The following is a 19,096-nucleotide window of genomic DNA, read 5'->3' as shown; positions in this document are numbered from 1 at the left end:
AGCTCAGTGGTCGCTCTGCCGGCGTCGGAGGGCTCGGCTGTATAGGTCGACCAGTACTACCTGCGTGCCGACACCATCGCCGCGGCGAACGCCGCGCTGATCACCACCCAGGCCGAGGTGCCCGTCGTGAAGCTATAGGGCGACGGGCACCTCGCCTCGGTGGACGGGGCTGCGGTTCGTCGTCCCCGTGCGCACGGCACCAGCCGGGGCCAGCCAGCGCTGCCCCGGAGCGAGGAGACACCTCCAGCCGGGGCGTAGCCGAAAGTGCCACGGTCGCAGTACGCGGTGCAGCCACCGGGGCGGTGTCTGGACGCCTCCCGGCCCCTGGACGAGGAGGCGCTCGGACGTGGCATCGACATGCGCGTCATCTACCAGGACAGCGTAAGGAACGACCCCGCCACCCTGGCCTACGCGCAGTGGACCACCAAGCACGGAGGCGAGGTACGAACCAGCCCCCTGCTCCCACCGCGGCTGCTGGTCTTCGACCGCACGACCGCCGTCGTCCCGATCGACCCGGCCAACTCGCGCCTCGGGGCCCTGTGCACCACATCAGCCGGCATCATGACCTCGCTCGTCACCCTCTTCGAGCAGACCTGGGACACGGCCGTCCCCCTCGGCCCGACCCGTGAGCGGGTAACAGGGAACGGCATCACTGCGCAGGAGCGCGAACTGCTCAAACTGCTGGCCTCCGGCGTAACCGACGAGGCCGCCGGCAAACGGCTCGGCGTCTCCCTGCGCACCGTACGCCGCCGGATGTCCACCTTGATGGAACGTCTGGAAGCAACCAGCCGCTTCGAAGCCGGACCTCAAGGCAGCCCACCGCGGCTGGCTCTGACCCCGGGTTCGGCGCCGCCCTCACGCCCCGCGCCAGCCACGGGACCAGACCGGCGCCGGGTCAGCTCCCGGAAACGCTCAAGACTGGAGGCACAGGGACCACCACCCGCGAGCTCCGGGTGCACGTATCCCTTCACAGGACGGTGAATCGTTCGGTGCGACTCCCGATCAAGGCAACGCAGGTACGGCCCACGCCGCACACTCGGGGCACTGCTCGACTCCGAGCCACCCCGCGTGCGGGGAGTACACGACGCACGCCCACACGACTGCTCTGCTCGGGTTCATCCCCGCGTACGCGGGGATGAACCCGGCAGGAACCACCCGCTGCCGGGAAGGGTTGAAGCGGCTCATGTGGCAGTGGGGCCGACGTTCGCAGGAGCTGATCTAGGTCGGTGGCCAGGTAAGGGCGCACCGCCTGCGGTCCCGCCCGAGACGGCACGCGACGGCGCTGGTGGTCCAGCCGCGGTCTCGGAGCTGGTGGATGTCCGTGCGCTCCGTGATCGCCAGGACAAGGCCGACCTGTTCGGTCCCAGGCGAAGGCTGCCGAGAGGGCTGAGTGAAGGCACTACGCCCCGGCGCCCGGGCGGCCAGAGCCGTCACTCGCGGACTCGCTGTGGGTGGATGTGGGCCCGGGTGGCGTAGGGGGCGGTGACCGTGCTGTGGTCGGGGACGGTCCGGATGGCGAGGGAGACGCCGCTGTTGATCCGGCAGTGGCGGCCGACGGCGAGGCCGGGGCCGAGGCTGATGCTGTTGCCGGTTTGGGTGTGGTCGCCGAGGACCGCGCCGAAGTGCGGGGTGCCGGTCCGGTAGATCCCGGTCTCCGTGCGGATGATGACGTCCCGGTCCGGGGTGCGTATATCCGGGGCCATGTTGATGGCGGCGATGGTGACCTGCGCGGACAAGTGCGCTTCGCGGCCGATGATCGTGCGGTTGAGGCCGATGCGGTGGCCGAGGACCGTATCCTCGCCGACGAACGCGGCGGTCACCTCGCAGTTGAAGCCGATCTGCGCGCCGGCACACAGGACGCTGCCCTTGCGGACGGTGGAGAACTCCCACACCTTCACGTCGGGGCCGATGATGACGTCGTCCCCGACGATCGCCTGCGGGTGGATGAACGCGCTCGGGTGGATCCGGTGCTTGCCGAGCGCGGCCAGGGCTTGCCGGTGGAGGCGGGGCCAGCAGGCGAGGAAGTCGGCGAGGTCGTAGGAGCCCAGGCTCCCGTACACGGTCGCGGCAACCGTGCCGCGGGTCGGGGCACTGACGTAGTCGCCGAGCCAGAGCGGCAGCATGACGGGGTCCTTTCACGTTTTGCGGGACTTGGGTTGGTCGGCGGTACGCTCGCCGTTCACCAGGTGCCGGGAGCAGGGGAGTGGTTGTGAGCCGACCGCGGGTGGGTGTGGCCGTGCTGACCATGGGGGACCGGATGCCCGCCCTGAGGGCGCTGCTGGAGTCGGTGGCCAAGCAGGACGAGCCGGCCGCGGCGGTCGTGGTGGTCGGCAACGGCTGTGCGCTGCCGGACCTCCCGCCTGGGGCGGTGGCGGTGGAACTGTCGCAGAACCTGGGGGTGTCCGGCGGCCGCAACGTCGCCTGGCACAGGCTGCGCGAGCTCGGCGGCATCGACGTTCTCGTGGACCTGGACGACGACGGCCTCCTGACCGACGCGGACGTGATCCGCACGATCGCCGACCTCTACGAGGCCGAAGACCGGCTGGGCATCGTCAGCTTCCGCATCGCGGACGAGACGGGCGAGACGCAACGCCGCCACATTCCGCGTCTGAGGGCGAAGGATCCTACGCGCCGAGGGCTGGTCACCACCTTCCTCGGCGGCGGGCACGCCCTGTCGATGAGGATGCTGGAGCAGACCGGCGGGTGGCCGGACGCGTTCTTCTTCACCCACGAGGAAACCGACCTCGCATGGCGGGCGCTGGACGCCGGCTGGGACGTCCTCTACGAACCCGCCCTGGTGCTCCAGCACCCCAAGACCTCCCCAGCCCGGCACGCGGTCTACTACCGGATGACCGCCCGCAACCGGGTCTGGCTGGCCAAGCGCCACCTTCCCGCCCCTCTGGTTCCGGCCTACCTCGCCGTGTGGATCCTGCTGACCGTCGCCCGCACCCGCTCGATCCCGGGCCTGCGGTCCTGGCTGGCGGGGTTCGCGGAGGGCGTGCGTACCAGCGGCGGGCCCCGGCGGCCCATGCGGTGGTCGACCGTCGTACGGATGACCCGCCTGGGCCGCCCGCCCGTCATCTAGCCGGCCGGCGCCGTCTTGGACAGCCAAGCTGCTGGCCCAGCTGGCCGTCGCCAACAGCATCACCAAGTCCCAGCTGTGTGTCTTCCTGTTTCGTCGCGGGTGGACAGGTGCCCGGGACCGGCATCACGCAGTACACCCAGCAGGAGATCACGGACGGCCTGAACAAGATTGCAGCGCAGAAGGGCGGCAAGATGATCACACGGTCCACGGTCAACCGGGCCGTCCAGGCGCTGTGCGGCTACAACTGGGTGGAGAAGGCCGGCAACGGCCGGATCCAGATCAACGTGCGCCTGTGGTTCCACGGCAACAGCACGGCCCAGCACGAGGTGCTGGCCGAGATCGCCGACCGCCACGACCACGACACCGAGGTCTTCCCGTACGCGGTGGGTCCGGAAGGCGCGCACCAGGAGGAGCTGGATCTCGGTCCGGTGGAGGAAGAGAGCTATCGCGCGAGGAGGCGTACCGGGTGATAGTTCTGCCATGCCCCTGCGCGGGCGCCCGCTCACGAGGAAGGATGCTGTTCCATGGCTAACGTCATGTCTCCGATCATCGCGGAGCGCATCTGGGCCCTGCCGCTGTCGGGGTCTGCCGTCAAGTTCCTCCAGTACCTCGTCTCCCGCAGCGACTTCGGGGGAGGACTGTCCGTCCGGCAGAAGGACATGGCCGCCGAGTACGGGGTCACCCCGCAGGCCGTCAGCGGCCTGATGGCGCCTCTGTGCGAGCTGAACATCGTGCTGCGGCCGCGCAGCGAGGAACGCAACGGCAACTCCTACCGGCTCCATCCCCTCGCGGCGAAGTACGAGAGCCCCGAGAGCATGGAGGCGGCCTTCCGGGCGGCCCTCGTCCGCATCCAGGCCGGGGACTTGCCCAACCTGAAGCTGCCGACGTACCGCCAGGCACCGCCGGCCGCGACCGGCCGACCGAAGCTCCAGGTCGCCTGAGAGCGGCGGCAAAACAGGCATAACATGCGAAAGGCCCTCCACCACGGTGGAGGGCCTTTCGTGCCTGGGTAACTTGGTGCCCTCAGTATATTCGCTGGAGCGCGAGTCCGCGTTACGGACTACTCCACACACGGCGGTTGTGTCCGGAAAGCCGGTCCAGTGCCGGGATGGCAGCACGGCCGGTAGGCGCCTGGGGCGCGGAACGTCAGTGGGGGACGGCATGATCCCCCCATGTAGAGCATCTTCAACCACCTCTTATGGGGGACCGTCCTCTACGTGGCGCTCACCCTGCCGTTCGTCGCTCCGCTGTGGGCGGGGCGGGCCCGCCGGCCGGGCGGTGCCGTGTTCCGGTTCGCGCAGCGCAGAGGCCTCTTGAAGACGTCCGCCGAGCGTGCTGCCCACGTCGTGCGCGCGTTGGGGGAGCAGATTCCAGCGGGCGGTGAGGCACCCGACGTCGACCGTCTGCGGCAACGGCTGGACGACCGACGTTGCTCGATCCTGTCCATCCTGACGCTTTGGCTCTTCCCCTACCTAGGAGTGGTCGCGGCCCTGTTCGTTCTGCTGAACGGCCGGTTCGGGGCCGGATACCTCTGGATGGTGTTGGTGTGGGGCATGTTCGGGGGAGTGCTGGTACTCGCCGACGTGGACCGGCGCATGCTAGCCCGTTCCCTTCCGCTCGAACACACCACCTTCATGGCCGTCCAGGTCGTGGAGGCGTGCCTGCCACCGGAACCCTCGCGCGTCGAACTACGGGGTCGCAGCCGCGTCTCGGCGATCTGCGCGTCCGTCGACGACCTGTGTGCGGCGCTCGGGAGGCAAGCGAATCTGGAGCCGCGGCGCACCGATGCCCTCCACCGGGCCAGGCTGCGAGCTGAGGCGCTCGAGGTCGTACGGAACTTTCACGCGGCCAAGATCCGACTGGTCGAAGGCGACCAGGCTGCGCTCGGCACCCTGTACGCGGTCATCGGCTCGCTCCTCACGCGTACGGTGGCCCCCACCCACCTTCCGGAAAGCGCCTCACGCCTCGTCGCCCCCGAGGTCCTGTCGGCGGACGAGAGCTGGGAAGGCCCGCCGCTGCGGAACGAATCGGCGGGTGCGAAGGCCCTGGGATACGTCGTGTTCATCGTCGGCCTGGCCGGGTTCGGGTACGTACTGTCCCTGCTGAACCTTCCGGAACCGCTCGCGTGGGCTCTGCTCATCCTGATGGCCGGCGCGGGCCATCGCGTACTGAATCGTTGGCTGCCGGTACCGACTCTGCCGACGGAACTGTCGCCCACCGCTGTTCCGGCTGGCCCTTCCGCCGGGGAGGGCGGCGTGGGAACCTACGGTGCCGGACAAGCGGGATGAAGGGCAGTACGGGGCATTGCCGGAATCGGCGGAAGCGTTAAGAATCGGACCTTGGCCCCCCACAAACTCCCAGGCCAGGCAGGCTGCTTCCCGCGCACGCGGGGATGACCCGCAGTAGGCGGCGTGGTAGCGCACAGAGACGGGCTGCTCCTCGCGCACGCGGGGATGATCCCGTCTATTCGGCCGTCAAGCTCACCGACGAGCACTGCTCCCCGCGCACGCAGGGATCAAGTTGCGCCCCCAGTTCTTGCGCAGCCCGCTTCGGTCGCCCAGACCTCCGCGGCCGCCGGGGACCGCTCCGGCTGCCCGCGGCGCCGTACCGGGACCGCGTACCGGCGGTTCCGCCGACCCGCTGCCCGCCGCCCGGGAGGTGTGCCACCGCGGTGCGCCAACCGCTTTGCCCGGCTCGTGCCGGTGTCCGGATCCCGCGGTCTGCCTGTACCCGGTTCGGCGAGGCGTGGGTCGGTGTCCTGCTGGATGACGGCCGCACACCAAATCCGGTGTTCTTCGACGCCGGCTCCGGCCCCGGCGGGCAGTGGGTGGCGCAGTGGACGTCTACGACGGCCGCTTCGGTCGCGGCCTGCGGGCCGCCGCCCTGCGGGTGGTCTGCTCCTGCGGCTGAACCGGCCCCCGCCACGCCCTGAACTGGGAGACGGCTGGAGCCGGCCCCTACGGGAGATCGGTGCCGGGCAGGCGGATATGTGTCAGCGGGACTGGGACGGCCACACCACCGCTGTGGAGGACCGCACAATCCCGCTGCCGGAAGTGGTCACCGACCTGCTGGCCCGGCTGGAGAAGGAGGTGGCCAGGCTCGCGAAGTCCCCGCCGCTTGCGGTGGTGCGCACGCCTCGCCACCTGGAGATGACCGCCGAGGAGGTCGGCTTCTGGGAGGCCCGGGGCACCGGCCAAGACACCACCGACGCACAGGCCGTCCCACCTGGCCTAGGACTGTCCCCGAAGGCGGCCCGTGCCCTGCTGGCGTGCTTCAGCCAGCTCATCTTCTACAGCTGATGCTCCGGCCGCCTTTGCGCTGTTCGGAGGGTTGCTGAACGCGTGACCTGGGCGGGCGGATTGAGCGCTTGGCGGTGGCGGCGGGCGATGGTGGCCGCGCCGGTCAGCAGCCCGTCCGGGGTGAAGTGCGGCGGGGGAAGATGGGCTTCAAGGGCGAGGAGGTGGTTCCAGCGCACCGAGAGGTGGGCGGAGTGGGCGTACTGGTGGAGGTCTCCGTAGGGTCCTCGACGCGCTGCTGTCCGATCCCACGTGACGACCCTGCGGGCCCGCGGTTCACGGCTGCCCCGGTCGTTCAGGACGTCGGCCATGGCCGGGGTGGGTGCGGCCGGGGTAGGGGGGTGGGGGCCGGATAGCAAGAAGCTGGAGCTCCAACATCGGCGGGTGGCTGGTAGGCGGTAAATCACGCCGCTGGGACGACCGCAACTCCGATGGTGTTTCGACTTTGGTCGGCTTCGGAGGCTGCAGCACCGACAGTGGCAGTGGCTTCAGCAGCGCCTCGCTGACGCTGTACAAGGACGTTTTCGGCCCGGACGAGTCGCAGGGGGCCCGGACGAATACCTGCAACTACGTCTACTGGGGCGACAAGGCAGCGGCGACGTATTACTTCAGGCTGACGGGCCTGAAGTTCGGCCAGTACCTGACGGTGCAGGATGTCTACACCCAGTACTGATACACATCCTCCGCTGAGGTTGTCGTTAACAGCCCAGCAGCCCCCGCCGTCTATTCGACCGGGGCTACTGGTGGCTTTGCTGACGCGCTAACGCCCTGATGGGCATCCGGGGGGGGGAGGCCCATGGAGTTCCCCATGCATGCAAGCCGAGAAGCCGATTATATACACCACGGAAACGAATCAGAAATGAATCGTTTCGGATCAATATCTGCCGCGGGTCAGTATCTATAGCACGGTATAAATCTAATCTCAGGCAGAACTGCAATCCTTGGCGTCACTCCATTCCCAAAAAGCCGTTCTATTCTGAATCTCCCTGTGGACGGAATCGAAGACCGGCTGCATCTGTGCAATGTCCGGGACGTCGATAGCCACATGGCGATCACCGTTCCATTCGCTCAGAAGCCCAGTGGAATTTACAACGTTACGCAGCTCAGATCGACTGTCTGTCCGAGGTCGAGGATCTGTAAAGAACACGCGTAGGACACGGCGACCCGACTTGCTGATCACACTCTCAACAGCGTCTGTTCCACTCTTGGATACCACGTCGCCAAGTGCGAGACCGTAGGCGTAAAAGGGGATGCAGCAAACCTCGTAGCTGCCGCCTTCTTCGATTTCCCGAAGCCACAGCTGCTCCCGCATCCCTGCAAGGTCGAACGGAGCCAGGTCGACCGTGACCATGTAATTCTTCTCGCGCCTCCATGCTGGGTCCTCATGGCTGACGTAGGTAACTCCGTCAATCGTAACCTGCAAGGTGTCCTCCATTGTTGATCCTGAAATGAATTTGCGGCGGGCTGTGACGCAGCCCGCCGCAATCGATCTATGGAATGGATCTGGGAACTGCCACTGTCGCCTGCATATGAGCCGGCCACCACGGAGGCGGCCACTGCGGACGACTGGCGCGACTGCACCGACAGCAGCGAGACCTGCCTGGCAAACTCCGGCGCCCCGGCGCGTCAGGTACGCGACGGCTCTCCCAACCCAACGCTGTGCGGAACCGTCGGTCTGCTGCAGGAACGCCCCACCCCCTACGCGTGGCGCGACCTCGTGCCGGAATCCCACTCCACCGAACGCGTCATGGTGCTGGAGGTGGCCTGCTGATGCGCCGACGCACCATCGCCCTGCCATGGGCGGCAGGCTACGGCCTGGCCCGTACCCTCCTGGCCCTCGGCACCCTGGGCACCCTCGCCTTCAGCGACAGCGCGAGCCTGTTCCGGGAAGTCGCCACCGTCGGGCAGTACCCGCTGTGCCGGGGAGTCACCGGGGCGGGCGCTTTCTGCCTGGTCTCCCCCGACCACTTCGAAGCCATGCGGTGGGCCTGCTGCCTCGTCCTGGTCATTGCGGCGAGCGGCTGGCGGCCCCGGTACACCGCCATACCCCACGCATATGTCGCCTTCAGCGTGTTCACTGGAATCTCCATCCCGGACGGCGGCGACCAGATCACCTGGATCCTCACCCTGCTCCTTGTGCTCGTCGCCGTGGGCGACCCCCGCCGCTGGCACTGGCAGCCCCAGCCCCGGCCTGACGAAACCGCCAGCCGCCGAACCTGGGCTCTGATCGGTGTCAGTGCGATCACCCTGGCCCGAATCCAGATGTCCGTCCTCTACTTCCAGTCCTGTGTGGCCAAGCTCCCGCACGCCGAGTGGGCCGACGGAAGCGCCCTGTACTACTGGATCAACAACCACGCCTTTGGAGCACCCGGCTGGCTGCGTCCGGCTCTGAACGCCGTAGCGGAGAACCCTGTCGGTGTCGCAGCCCTGACCTGGAGTCCGCTGGTCCTGGAAATCGTCCTGGCCGCGGCACTCTTGCTGCCCCAGAGGGTTCGGTGGATGCTCCTGCCCGTCGGTGTGCTGTTCCACCTCGGCATCGCGGTCGTGATGGGCTTGTGGAGCTTCGCCTTCGCCATGTGGGCCGGGCTGCTGCTCCTCTTGACCCCCTACGGACACGATCCGCGTCTGGCACTTCCCCGGCGGAGGCAGAAACGTGCAACCAGTTGCCCCGAACCTACGGTCCCGGCACACAACGAAGCTGAGCAGCCGGTACACAGCTGACCGCAATGTGCCGGTTGAGTCCCAATGGGGGCTGGCAGTGACGGGTCGTACGTCGAGTCTCTGGTGTTCGAGTGGCTTGGGTGCGCAGCGCAACAGAACAGCAGACGCCGGCGTGTGAGGGCCGGCGCCGAGTCTCGCGGTTGCAAGGCGGAGGTCCAGTGATCGTGAAATGCGGTCGTGGAAATGACAGTGGCGGCGCAGGGCCGTGGGCCCTGCGCCGCCACCGCTGCCGCATGTTATCCGCGCCGGTCCCGCGCCCTGTTTTGCAAGCGCTCGATGATCCAGGCCGCACAGAAGAAGAAGGCGGCTGCTTCAAGGAAAGCGGTGTTCGATCCCCGCCCGTCCTTGACTGCTATGACGAGTGCCACCAGGCCGCAGACCGCCCCCACGACGAAGAGTGCCAGTGCGGATCGCTTGTCGTACTTCACCATGTGTCCTTTTTGCTGGGTGGGTGGTGAACCGCCGCCCCCCCACGATGGGGGAGGCGGCGGTGAAGCAGGCCTATGGATGGCCGTCAGGGTCTGTCAGCAGCGGTACTGCCAGGGGTAGGCGTACGTGGAATATCCCTGTACATACTTCCAGTACCGGTGGAACCACACGGTGGCTCCGGCGGAAATCGCCAGGCAGCGGTTGCCGCGGTTGATGGCGTTGTGCGCCGTGTACTGGATCCAAGCGCCGTATCCGCCGATGGCGAGGGCGATGATCCAGCCCACGTAGGGGATGCCCGCGGAGAGCAGGGTGGCGGTTCCCCACGCGTAGTGCGAGTACTCCTTGACGCGCCAGGTCCAGCGCTTGTTGAAGTACCCGGTGGCCACTACGTATCCCTGGCTCTTGCCCCAGCCGGGGATGTAGACCTGGGCGACGAGCTTGCCCCAGGAGCGGTACCAGGTGCGGCTCCAGGACCAGCGTCCGTCGAGGTCGAAGGCGTTGGCCGGGTCGGCGCCCACGTACTCGTAGGCGTTACGGCTTCCGCCGGGGACGGGGTCCACCTGCAGGAAGCGGCCGGAGGCGGGGTTGTAGACCCGGGCGCCCATCAGCATCAGGCCGCCGAGGGCTTCGGAGGACCGCTGGGCAGATCCCAGCCAGTTGTAACGCGTCGCGGCGACGTCCTCGCGGACCTTGCCGTATTCGTCGGCGCTCAGCGCTGTGGGGGCCTTGGTCACGTCCAGGGGCAGTGCCAGGGCTACGTCGCCGTGCAGGTTGGACATCTGCAGGATCACGTCGCCGGAGCCCGTGGTGGTCGCGGCGAGGCTGCCGGCGAGGCTCTGCACCATGCGGCTCACCGCGCCGGAGGTGTTCTCGACGATCCACCGGGGGCTGTCGGAGTCACCTGCGAAGTGGTTGGTCTTGGCCCCGGTCTGCGTCCAGGTGCCCGAGGCGTTGGACTCGGTCTTGAAGCTCCGGATCCGCTGGGCGGGGTCCAGAGCCCAGGTCTGGCGGGTGTTGCCGGAGGTCTGCTGTTCGACGAAGTCGTTGTTGTAGTAGGTCAGGGCCGTTCCGCCGGGCATGGCGGTGGTGCGGCCGAACTTGTCGTAGATGTAGCCGGCGTCGACGATGCGGTCGGCTGTGTCGAAGGCCGAGGTGGTCGTCGTCCCGCCCGTGGTCGGGCAGTCCGCTCCGGGCGCTCCGGACACCGTGTTGAGCGAGGTCCGGTTGGAGCGCTTGTCGAAGCCGTAGGTGCGCTGGGTGCACACGTCGGCGTAGGTGTCGGCGACCTTGGTCAGACGCCCGATCGCGTCGTAGGTGTAGTCCTGGTTCTCCGTCTGGCCCGCGCCACCGGTGTGGGTCAGACGCTGGCCGTGCACCGACTCGGTGACGGCGTCCGTCAGGACCACCGTCCCGTCGGAATCACGGGTGTAGGTGCGCTGCTGCGGCAGACCGGGCGAGCCCAGGTTCTGGCGCATGGTGTAGCCGCCGGGCAGGGTCTCCTTGACCACGGCCCCGTCGACGTCGTAGTCGGCGGTGACGGTTCCGGCGACCGAGTCGGCCATCGAGGTGGCCAGACCGCGCGGTTCCTTGGCGTGGTCGTAGGCGAACGTCACCGTGGAGGGTGCCGAGTCGGTGACCTTGACCGGACGGTCGAGCTTGTCGTATTCGGTGCTGGTCGTGCCACCGTCTGCGTCGGTGTAGGAGACCAGGCGGCCGAGCTTGTCGTACGCCTTGGTGATGGTCCCGGCAGTAGTGGACGTGATCTTGGAAACTCGGCCCGTTGCCGGGTCGTGTTCCGTGGTCGACACGGGTGCCTGTGTGCCAAGACCGCCGGTCATGGCGACGTTGGTCAGCCGGCCCGCGGTGTCGTAGGTGCTCGTGGTGGTGCGGGTGGTGCCGTTGGAGACCTCAGTGATCTTCGTGATGGAACCGAAGAGGTTGTACTCGAAGGTCTTCGTGGGCAGCCCGGTCGGGTTCGCGCCGCCGCCGGTGATGGCACCTGCCGGCGCCGTGCGGCAGATCTGGTCCACCCATTCCGGCCGGTTCGCGCAGGCTCCGGTGCCACCCGAGGTGTAGTACTCGGTCGTGACAGCGGCGGCGTCGGTCCCGGTGGAGCCGGGAAGCAGCGTCTTGACGGCGCGGCCGCGACTGTCGAACTCGGTGCTCTGCGTGATGGCGAGACCGTTGGGGTCCTCGATCGAGGAGGTTCCGACGCCCTTGACCCAGTCGTAGACGTTCTTGGTCAGGCGGGCGTCTGCCTGCTTGGTGGGCATGTCGCGCAGCTGGGCCGACTTGACGATGCTGGTCACCTGGTTGCGGATGACGGCTGTGCCGTTGGTGGGACGGCCCTCGTCGTAGGTGTTCACCGTCCAGGGGCGGACGGCAACGGTGGTGCCGGCGGCAACGGTGGTGGTGCCTTCCGTCACGGCCTTCTCGAGCGTGGCCTCCCGCAGGAAGGAAAGCGTTTCCAGGGTGCGGGTGCCGTCGCTGCTGTAAACCGAGCGGTCCGACAAAAGCTCGGCTCGTTCGGCCGTGCCAAGAGCGGAGATGCCCAGGGCGGTCAGCCGGTCCTTCTCCGCCTGCGTCGCGCCCAGCGCGAGTGCGCGGTTGGCGGCGGACAGGCGGCGGACGGCGTTGCCGAACCGGTCGAACTCGGTGGTGTCGATGCTGCCGGCCTCGTCGCGGGTGTTGACCTCACGGCCCGACGCGTTGAGGTAGCGCACGGTCGCACGGGCGTAGGAGCCCGCGCTCAGCGCGGTGCCGGTGTGGGACGCAGGCACGCTGTCGGCGGGGAACACGGCGGTGGCATCGGTGGGGGCGTCGATCTGGCCCCATGCCGCGACATCGCCGGCGCCCATGCCCTTGGGGGCGGTCGCGCCGGTCAGGGGCACGTTGTAGACGAGGGAAGTGGAAGCCTGACCGTCCGTCACCGTCTGGCTGCCCTGCTGCAGGGTGGCACGGGTCGCCTTGAGGAGCATCCCGTCCCCGGCGGCGGGGCCGCCGGCGTTGCCGTAGGTGAAGCTCCAGGGGAGCTCACCGGGCGGAGTCAGCCCAGTGACGCGGCCCGCCGCGTCGTAGCTGTACTCGGTCTTCAGGGCGGGAGTGATCCGCGGGTCCCAGGCCTGCCGCAGACGGCCGGCGTCGTCGTAGGTGTACTCGGAGACGACCGTGGAGACGGAAGCGGAACCGCCCGGCGCGGTCGCCCACAGCCGGACCTGCCGGAGCTGACCCTTGAAGTCGCCGAAGGCCATGCTGGTCGCGGTGGTGGTCGTCGGGTAGACGAACTCCAGGAGGCGGCAGCCCTTGGTCGACGGGGTGGTGGCGCACGTCTCGGCCGGAACGGTGTTACCCGGGGCGATCAGCAGCCTGGGGCGGGCCAGGACCTTGCCGTCGACGGTGACGGCCTCGGATACCACCTCGGTGGTGGTGTCAGCGGCTCCGGACTTCCCAGACGAGGTCACCTGCCAGCTCTCCGCGGCAGGGTCGACCTTGCCGAATTCGGTCGCGGTGCCGTCGGCACCAAGGAGGTCGAACTTCGTCGCGAAGGAACCGGTCAGCGTCCAGATCTCGGCGCCCGGCTCGGGCTCCCACGTGGTGGCCGCGGTGGTCTTGGCGGTGAAGTGCACCGCTGTGCCGTCCTCCATGACCACGTCGAGGGAGGTGTTGGAGGTCTTGCGGATGTGCGTGAAACCGGTCTGGCTGGTCTCGGCGACCGCTCCCGACACCCACTCGTCACCGAAGATCGCGACCTGGCCCTTGTCGGCCGAGCCCGCGCCGGGGCGGCGGGAGGAGGCGTTTCGGGTGGCGCCCACGCCGAAGAAGGTCTCCTCGGTTCCCGCGATCCGGAAGTCACCAGTCAGCAGGTTCGCCGTACCGGGACCGATCTCGGTGGTGGTGGCTCCGTCCGCGTTGCGGTCCACGACGACGGTCACGGGGTCGGTCGAGCCCGTGACACCGGTGCCGGTGAAGTCGGCCTTGATCTGAACGGTTCCATCCGGGCTGACCGTATCCGTGGCGTTCCAGACAAGACCGGCGTTCTTGCCGTTCGTCATCGGGGCGGGCCATGCGGACAGCGGAGTACCGCCGGCCGTCACATGACCGGCCGGGATCTGCACCCATGCGTCCGCCGCGGAGCGGCGCCAGGAGAATGACACCTTGTCGTACTTGCTGCCGTCAGCCTCCGCGACCAGCGGGACACGGCTGACGGTGCGCGTGCCCTCAGAGGGCTGGACGAACCCGCCGGGTCCGGCGTGGAAGGTGTAGTCGGCCGTCTCGGACTTGTTGTCCGCCTTGTCCACCGTCCGCACCGAAAGGGTGTGCGTGCCGTTCTTCGGCGGAGTGACCGAAATCGACTTGGCACCTGCGGCGCCACCGGTGACGACCTTGGTCCAGGTGACCCCGTCGATGGACCATTCAAGCCAGTTGTGGTCAGAGGCGGGCGGAGGCACCGTGAAGGTGCCCGCCTGGCCCGCGCCCTTGATCCAGGCGTTCGAGGGGTAGTCCGTCGAGGCGAGCCCGGTGGGAGCCGACGGGGCGGTGGTGTCGACCGTGAAGGTCTTCCACGCCGACCAGCCCAGGTTGTAGTGGGTGCCGTCGTACGGGGAGGAGCGGAACTTGTACGTCTTGCCGTTGGTGAGAACCCCGGCAGGGACGGTCACCGGGGCGGCCTGGCCGGACGGCACGAACGCGGAGCGAAGCACGTCGCCGACCTGCGTGTCGGTGACGGCGTCGAATATCTGGTACGCGCCCTGAATTTTGTCGCCGTTGGTGTCGACGAACGTGTCACGCAGGATCGGGGTCACCGTGTTGACCGTGTAGGCGCCGCCGTAGGAGAAGAACGGCGGTCCGGCCTCCTGCTTGGTGCCCGTCCGCGGTCGGTAGTTGTAGGTCACCGTCAGCTTGGGCACGTTGGAGGCGGCGTTGGCGGAGTTGACCCGCTTCCACTGCTTGATGTTGGTCTCGTCCGTGGCCCGCAGGCCCATGCCCGAGTGCGCCCACTTGTTGTTGGACCAGTGCTGGACCAGGCTCGTGACGTTCGCATTGATCCAGCCGTCGGGCTGGGAGCCGCAGCCAGGGTTGCCCTTGGTCTCAGTGGAGGTGGCCATCTTGGTGACCATGGCCGGCTGGTTCGTCCAGCGGGAAGCGGTGGAGGCATTGTTGGCGGTCCACACCTCCCAGGGCTGGGCGGTGCAGTCAGTGTTGCCGGAGTGGAAGTTCCACAGCGACAGCTTCGCGTCCGAGATGAGCGCGTCGGCGACCGGGGCGGTGTTCCAGGTGACGAAGGAACGCGCGGTGCGCCAGGTGCCGTCGGCGTTCTTCGTGCCCGGGTTGCCCAGGTCCAGCTCGGTGTCGTTGGACCAGTCGACGGTCTCGCCCTGCTGGACGTAGGTGTCGAAGAGGTTGCCCAACGTCGACGTCGACGGGTCGACGGTCACCGGGTACTTCGTTGCCGGATCCGCGAGAAAGGCGGCGTCAGGGCTGATGACCAGGTCCACGCCCTGCTTGGTCTTAACGACCTTCATGCCGACTTTGGCACGCCGGATGTGCTCACCGGAGACCGGGTCGACAGTCGCGTCCCACATGACCGGGGCCGGCATGGTCGCGGTCTTGTTGGACTTCTTGTCCGTGAAGAGCACGCTTCCGTCGGGCTGCTGCTCGACCTTGAGACCCTTGGTCTTCAGCGGCAGCGTGTAACCGAAGCCCGCCTCGGGCTTGGCCTTGACCTCGACGAACTGCTCGAAGCCGGTACGTGTGGCCTCGACCACCACGTCCGCGCCAGGAACGGCACTCTCATAGACGGCCCGCGTGCCATCCAGCTTCGGTGCCGGCAGCCCACCACGCCACTGCAGCGTGATCGCTTCGTCGCCCGAGCCAAGCGTGACGAGATCCGTCGCCGGTGCCTCCTGAGCGGCCTTCAGCGACAGGGCCTTCGTACCGGACCTCCCCGCCAGCTTCAGGCCCCGCGGGTGTGCCTTGGAGGCCACAGAACCGTCGGGAGCCTGGGCGAGCGCGACGTCCACGTCACGCCACGAACCCGTGGCCGGGTCCTTGAACCGCACAGGTCCGGCGGACATCTCGGTCGTGAGGGAACCATCCTGGTTCACCCACGTGGTGGACGACTCGGTCCGCTCCGAGAGGGCCTCCACACGCGTGCCCGACAGCCGGGCCGCCACGCGAGCAGAGGGAATGTTGGCGGCCTCGGTGGCTGCTGCCGGCTTCGGCTGTTCGGGCTTGGGTGCCTGCGGTGCGGCGATAGCAGCCTCGGCCCCGTACAGCATCGATACGGACATCACTACGGCCAGGCTGCTTGCGACAGTGCGCATACCGCCCCGACCGCTGGACCTGGAACGGGCGTACCACGAGGGCACGCCTCTAAAACGGGATTGCAAGAGTCCCCCAGGAGACCTATGTCAAATGATCAGACACACGTGCAGCATGCACGCATGAAACGGAATGTAGGCTTTCGATCAAGATGGTGAATCCGACCAAAAGCCCCGCATGGATACAGTCCGTCAATGAACCGTTACGCAACATTGACGTACCGTCTGGTAGACGCCTTCGGATCGTCGCGGACGCCACCAAGCGGATCGAGGAAACCGGACCCCGGAACCCGGGACGCGTCCGCGAGCGAGGCCCTTTGTGCTGCTCAGGGAGCCGTCTGTTACGCCACAGTGCCGCCGGGCGGAGTGAGTCGGTCGGCGCACACGTCGCATCAGCACATGGACCGACCGCCTACTTCACCCGCCTCTTGGGTAAGGCTCCTTCAGCTTCCGGGCGTAACGATGTCACCGCCGAGTCCCACGTACACGGCGTCGTATACGGGGCGGTGTTTGAGGTCGGTCAGGCCGCTGTAGCGTCGGTAGTTCGCGGCCGTGTCAGTGGGGTTGTCGTTCTTCTGGCGGATGGTCTTCAAAACTCTCCTACGTGACTATCTGCGAAAAGGCGTGTCGAAGCACTCGGCCGCGTCAGACAACGCTAGGCCCAGGGGAGACCCTGGGCCTGGGGCAATGCACGCCAGGAATGGGACCGTAGGCGCCAAACCGCGAGACGCAACCGCGGGTGCACTACTCGCGCCGGCTGACCACCACGTCCGGCCGACCGTAACGCGGTTGGTTCTGGCGAACGACGCCGTAACCGCCGGAATGCTCATTGCGAGTGCGCCGAGCAGCATCATGACCGCCCTGGCTTCGTCGCCGGTGAGGAGCTTGAAGCGGGTGTCGGTGACAGCGTCCAGGAGCACGCCGAGGCAGGCTTCGTCATCCATCTTCATGCTGGGGACGACGCCGTACCGCTGCCACCGGTCACCACCGCAGTGCCCGACGGCACGCCGGTACCCCTGCGTGGCTCTATCCACGCGTGGAAGGGGCGTACGCACACTGATATGCCTGCTCGACCCGACTGTTCCCTGCCCCGGGACAGGCCGCCAGGCACCTGAACCGGCGGCTCCCACAGGAACCGGACAGGGACCGCTCTAGCATGTGCGGATTCCGCCCCAGGGGAACATCGCCATCCTGTCCCCGCGACGCGTGGACGGTCTGGCTAGCGTGGTGAGACGGGTGGCGCGGTCGGTCGGACGAGGCCTGGTACCTGGACCTCGAAGACCGCCGCCGCGTCCCCCGGCTCGTCGAGCGGCACGTCCGCTTCGGCAAAGACCGGGCCGGGCCGGCCGGGGCCGAACGCTGGGTCGGCGAATCCGACGAGGCGAACGCCCGGTTGGACGCCCTCAGCCGGGACCGCGCTCACCTTGTCATCGCCGTGTCGTAACGTTCCGTCAAGATTCTGCGGCCCGCCGGGCTCCGGCGAGCCGCAGACGTTAACGGCACTGAGGTGGATCTTGAGAATCAGAAGACTTGCCGCGCTGGCGCTGAGCGCCATGACAGCGGCTGTCGTGTCGATATCGGCGCCGTCGGCGGCGGCGGAGACCGCGCCGTCGCTGGAGGTGGTGTTCAACAAGCCGACTCCGCGAGGCACCGCCGGCCATGACCGGGCCATCGAGGACCGGCTCCTGAAGCTGATCGGCCAGGCGACCTCGACGACCAGCATCCGGGTGTCCTTGTACGAGATGGAGGACAAGGACGTCAACAACGCGCTCATCACCGCCGCCAACGACAGGAACGTCGATGTGCGGGTCCTGAGCGAGCGCTGCCCGTGGGGCGAGTTCAGGTCCAAGTGCGACGGCTCCTCGACGGAGCCGATCCCCCCGGTAACGACCATCGTCCCGGAGGCCGCCCGCCTGGCGCAGGCTCTCGGCAACGCCCCGGACGGCAAGCCGCGCGTGGTCCTCTGCAATCGGGGCTGCATGCAGACCCAGGAAATCAATCACGACAAGTTCTGGCTGTTCAGCGAGGTGTACGACGGCCAGACGAAGACAACGACAACGAACGTCGTGGTCCAGTCCTCGCACAACCTAGGTGGCAGCACTCCCGGGCTCGCGGACAACATGGTCATCAGCTCGGGCGACGCGCAGATCTACCAGGGGTATGAGCACACCTGGAACACCATGCGCGCGAAGGAGCTCGCGGGCGGGGCTAACAGCCTCTGGCCGGAGGTCGACACCGCCGGGACCGGCGACTTCAGCGGCCATGGGGGCACGGTCGCGGCGTGGCGCTACCCGCGGAAGGTCAGGGGCGACAACGGCGTGCTCAACGACCCGGTCGCCAGGAGTATCAACGCGCTCGACTGCTCCACCGGCCCGGAGGTCCACATCGCGATGGCCTCGTGGGGCGGTCGCAACGAGGTCGACACCGCACTCCTCGCCAAGGTCGACGAGGTCGGCGACAACGGCAAGCGGTGCAAGTTCCGGATCGTGACGGCCGGCACCTCGGCGAAGGCGGTGGCCCTGGAACCGAACGCGGCGCACCCGGACCGGGACGTCCAGCTGTGGACGGTCACAACGAACCAGCTCAACGGAATCTCGGGCGGACTGCACTCCAAGTACGTACTTCTGTCCTGGGACGACGCCAACGGTGAACACCGTGTCGTGCACACCGGCTCCGACAACTTCAACAACACGGCCGTTGGGGTCGCCGACGAGTCGGCGCTGCGCATCACCGATCCGCGGATCTACCTCGAGTTCAAGGCCAACTGGGACTGGCTGCGCGAGCAGAACGATCTGACCCTCAACAATCGGACAGACATCCCGTTCCTGTACGAGTACAGCGGCGTCGACGACAAGGGCATGATCCAGCCGTTCACTTTCGGGGCGACTACGTACAACACGTTCCGCACCCCCAAGCACTCCAACTTCAAGAGCCCGGCCGCGCTCTCCCGTAAGTCCGTCAAGGGCGACTTCAACGGCGACCGCGTACTCGACATCGTCACCCTCAACGACAACGGCCTCGACGCCGAGGGCAAGAAGTCGTTCTCCTTCGAGACGTTCGTCGGCAAGCCCGACGGCCGCTACTTCCCGGGCGTGAAGTCCTGGAAGGCCAACTCCGACTGGGGCTATTACAGCAACATGCGTCTCACCAGTGGTGACTACAACGGCGATGGGCGGGACGACGTCGCCGCGCTCTACACCGCGCGGGCGGGGGCGACGACTGGTCGTTCTACACGTTCTTCGCTC

14 protein-coding genes and 3 pseudogenes are annotated in these 19,096 nt (G+C 67.7%); 12 read left to right on the top strand and 5 right to left on the bottom strand.

All coding sequences use genetic code 11. The features are described from left to right. Window positions 1-45: 45 nt before the first annotated feature. Window positions 46-238: pseudogene (locus BGK67_RS41055) on the top strand (Tn3 family transposase); the annotation flags it as partial. Between the two features lie 26 nt (window positions 239-264). Next, the gene (locus tag BGK67_RS33395) at window positions 265-981 is read left to right on the top strand and encodes a helix-turn-helix transcriptional regulator (protein ID WP_244291538.1); all 717 of its coding nucleotides are present in this window, start codon (window positions 265-267) and stop codon (window positions 979-981) included. Between the two features lie 449 nt (window positions 982-1,430). Here BGK67_RS33395 and BGK67_RS33390 read toward each other — a convergent pair whose 3' ends face one another. Then, window positions 1,431-2,123, bottom strand: coding sequence for an LbetaH domain-containing protein (locus tag BGK67_RS33390; RefSeq protein WP_069924312.1), 693 nt, complete (start codon window positions 2,121-2,123; stop codon window positions 1,431-1,433). Between the two features lie 86 nt (window positions 2,124-2,209). Here BGK67_RS33390 and BGK67_RS33385 point away from each other — a divergent pair, with 86 nt between their 5' ends. From BGK67_RS33385 to BGK67_RS33360, 6 genes are all read left to right on the top strand, one after another. After that, window positions 2,210-3,085: a glycosyltransferase family 2 protein gene (locus BGK67_RS33385; RefSeq protein ID WP_208948858.1), complete on the top strand. Its 876-nt coding sequence runs from the start codon at window positions 2,210-2,212 to the stop codon at window positions 3,083-3,085. A 107-nt stretch (window positions 3,086-3,192) separates the two neighbouring features. After that, on the top strand, window positions 3,193-3,555 hold the full coding sequence (locus tag BGK67_RS33380) for a hypothetical protein (protein WP_244291537.1): 363 nt from the start codon (window positions 3,193-3,195) through the stop codon (window positions 3,553-3,555). Window positions 3,556-3,609: 54 nt separating this feature from the next. After that, complete coding sequence (locus tag BGK67_RS33375; RefSeq protein WP_069924310.1) at window positions 3,610-4,026, top strand: hypothetical protein; 417 nt, start codon at window positions 3,610-3,612, stop codon at window positions 4,024-4,026. Between the two features lie 276 nt (window positions 4,027-4,302). Then, window positions 4,303-5,373 carry a hypothetical protein gene (locus tag BGK67_RS33370; protein WP_069924309.1) on the top strand — a complete coding sequence of 357 codons (1,071 nt, stop codon included), beginning with the start codon at window positions 4,303-4,305 and terminating at the stop codon, window positions 5,371-5,373. A 735-nt stretch (window positions 5,374-6,108) separates the two neighbouring features. Continuing rightward, window positions 6,109-6,384 (top strand): hypothetical protein, encoded by a 276-nt coding sequence (locus BGK67_RS40465; protein ID WP_244291536.1) that lies wholly within the window; start codon window positions 6,109-6,111, stop codon window positions 6,382-6,384. Between the two features lie 442 nt (window positions 6,385-6,826). Then, entirely contained in the window at window positions 6,827-7,054 is a 228-nt protein-coding gene (locus BGK67_RS33360) for a hypothetical protein (protein WP_069924308.1), read from the top strand. Between the two features lie 249 nt (window positions 7,055-7,303). Here the strand turns inward: BGK67_RS33360 and BGK67_RS39270 are convergent, their stop codons facing one another. Beyond that, window positions 7,304-7,816 carry a DUF4265 domain-containing protein gene (locus tag BGK67_RS39270; RefSeq protein WP_167739665.1) on the bottom strand — a complete coding sequence of 171 codons (513 nt, stop codon included), beginning with the start codon at window positions 7,814-7,816 and terminating at the stop codon, window positions 7,304-7,306. Window positions 7,817-7,873: 57 nt separating this feature from the next. Between BGK67_RS39270 and BGK67_RS39265 the strand changes: the two genes are divergently transcribed. Further along, complete coding sequence (locus BGK67_RS39265; protein ID WP_167739664.1) at window positions 7,874-8,152, top strand: hypothetical protein; 279 nt, start codon at window positions 7,874-7,876, stop codon at window positions 8,150-8,152. After that, entirely contained in the window at window positions 8,152-9,102 is a 951-nt protein-coding gene (locus BGK67_RS33355) for a sporulation-delaying protein SdpB family protein (RefSeq protein WP_079154721.1), read from the top strand. Before BGK67_RS39265 ends, BGK67_RS33355 begins: the two co-directional genes overlap by 1 nt. Window positions 9,103-9,338: 236 nt before the next feature. Here the strand turns inward: BGK67_RS33355 and BGK67_RS33350 are convergent, their stop codons facing one another. From BGK67_RS33350 to BGK67_RS39260, 3 genes are all read right to left on the bottom strand, one after another. Then, window positions 9,339-9,533, bottom strand: a complete 195-nt coding sequence (locus tag BGK67_RS33350) for a hypothetical protein (RefSeq protein WP_069924307.1) — start codon at window positions 9,531-9,533, stop codon at window positions 9,339-9,341. A gap of 93 nt (window positions 9,534-9,626) precedes the next feature. Then, window positions 9,627-15,821 (bottom strand): DNRLRE domain-containing protein, encoded by a 6,195-nt coding sequence (locus BGK67_RS33345; protein WP_079154720.1) that lies wholly within the window; start codon window positions 15,819-15,821, stop codon window positions 9,627-9,629. 473 nt (window positions 15,822-16,294) lie between these two features. Beyond that, on the bottom strand, window positions 16,295-16,444 hold the full coding sequence (locus BGK67_RS39260; protein ID WP_167739663.1) for a hypothetical protein: 150 nt from the start codon (window positions 16,442-16,444) through the stop codon (window positions 16,295-16,297). Between the two features lie 647 nt (window positions 16,445-17,091). On the opposite strand from BGK67_RS39260, the pseudogene BGK67_RS40460 reads away from it, so the two are divergent. Together BGK67_RS40460 and BGK67_RS33330 are read left to right on the top strand one after the other, a co-directional pair. After that, window positions 17,092-17,295: pseudogene (locus BGK67_RS40460) on the top strand (nucleoside/nucleotide kinase family protein); the annotation flags it as partial. A 178-nt stretch (window positions 17,296-17,473) separates the two neighbouring features. Further along, window positions 17,474-19,096: pseudogene (locus BGK67_RS33330) on the top strand (FG-GAP-like repeat-containing protein); the annotation flags it as partial.

Origin of the sequence: Streptomyces subrutilus (assembly GCF_001746425.1) — a bacterium.
GTDB classification, from domain to species: domain Bacteria; phylum Actinomycetota; class Actinomycetes; order Streptomycetales; family Streptomycetaceae; genus Streptomyces; species Streptomyces subrutilus_A.
This window is presented reverse-complemented; position numbering and strand designations above follow the sequence as displayed.

Excerpts from the sequence above, each read along its gene's own strand:
- BGK67_RS39265 (WP_167739664.1), top strand. The coding sequence starts at position 7,874 with ATGGAATGGATCTGGGAACTGCCACTGTCGCCTGCATATGAGCCGGCC.
- BGK67_RS33345 (WP_079154720.1), bottom strand. The coding sequence starts at position 15,821 with ATGTCCGTATCGATGCTGTACGGGGCCGAGGCTGCTATCGCCGCACCG.
- BGK67_RS33375 (WP_069924310.1), top strand. The coding sequence starts at position 3,610 with ATGGCTAACGTCATGTCTCCGATCATCGCGGAGCGCATCTGGGCCCTG.
- BGK67_RS33390 (WP_069924312.1), bottom strand. The coding sequence starts at position 2,123 with ATGCTGCCGCTCTGGCTCGGCGACTACGTCAGTGCCCCGACCCGCGGC.
- BGK67_RS33350 (WP_069924307.1), bottom strand. The coding sequence starts at position 9,533 with ATGGTGAAGTACGACAAGCGATCCGCACTGGCACTCTTCGTCGTGGGG.
- BGK67_RS39270 (WP_167739665.1), bottom strand. The coding sequence starts at position 7,816 with ATGGAGGACACCTTGCAGGTTACGATTGACGGAGTTACCTACGTCAGC.
- BGK67_RS33355 (WP_079154721.1), top strand. The coding sequence starts at position 8,152 with ATGCGCCGACGCACCATCGCCCTGCCATGGGCGGCAGGCTACGGCCTG.